This window comes from Paraburkholderia sp. JHI2823 (assembly GCF_038900695.1).
Taxonomy (GTDB): Bacteria; Pseudomonadota; Gammaproteobacteria; order Burkholderiales; family Burkholderiaceae; genus Paraburkholderia; species Paraburkholderia mimosarum.
Genome location: NZ_JAYMRY010000353.1, coordinates 1 through 385, shown reverse-complemented (window position 1 = coordinate 385; position 385 = coordinate 1). Strand labels below are relative to the sequence as shown.

1 protein-coding gene is annotated in these 385 nt (G+C 65.2%); it reads left to right on the top strand.

Annotated elements, in window-relative coordinates; translation table 11 throughout:
* Positions 1 to 13: 13 nt before the first annotated feature.
* The coding region (locus tag VSR34_RS38950) for a Rieske 2Fe-2S domain-containing protein (RefSeq protein ID WP_342965305.1) at positions 14 to 385 on the top strand (372 nt) is incomplete at its 3' end.

Below are 385 nucleotides of genomic sequence, written 5' to 3'. Positions count from 1 at the left end.
GAGTGAGACTGACATGTTTCCCAGGAACGCGTGGTACGTCGCATGTATGCCCGATGAAGTCGCGGACAAGCCGCTCGGCCGGCAGATCTGCGGCGAGCAGATGGTGTTCTATCGCAACGCGGAAGGCGCCGTGGTGGCGCTCGAAGACTTCTGTCCGCATCGCGGCGCGCCGCTGTCGCTCGGCTTCGTGCGCGACGGCACGCTCGTGTGCGGCTATCACGGCCTCGAAATGGGCTGTCAGGGCAAGGCCACCGGCATGCCGGGGCAACGCGTCAACGGCTTTCCATCGATTCGCAACTATCCGGTGATCGAGCGCTACGGCTTCGTCTGGGTGTGGCCCGGCGATGCGTCGCAGGCCGACGCCGCCAGGCTGCATCATCTGGAA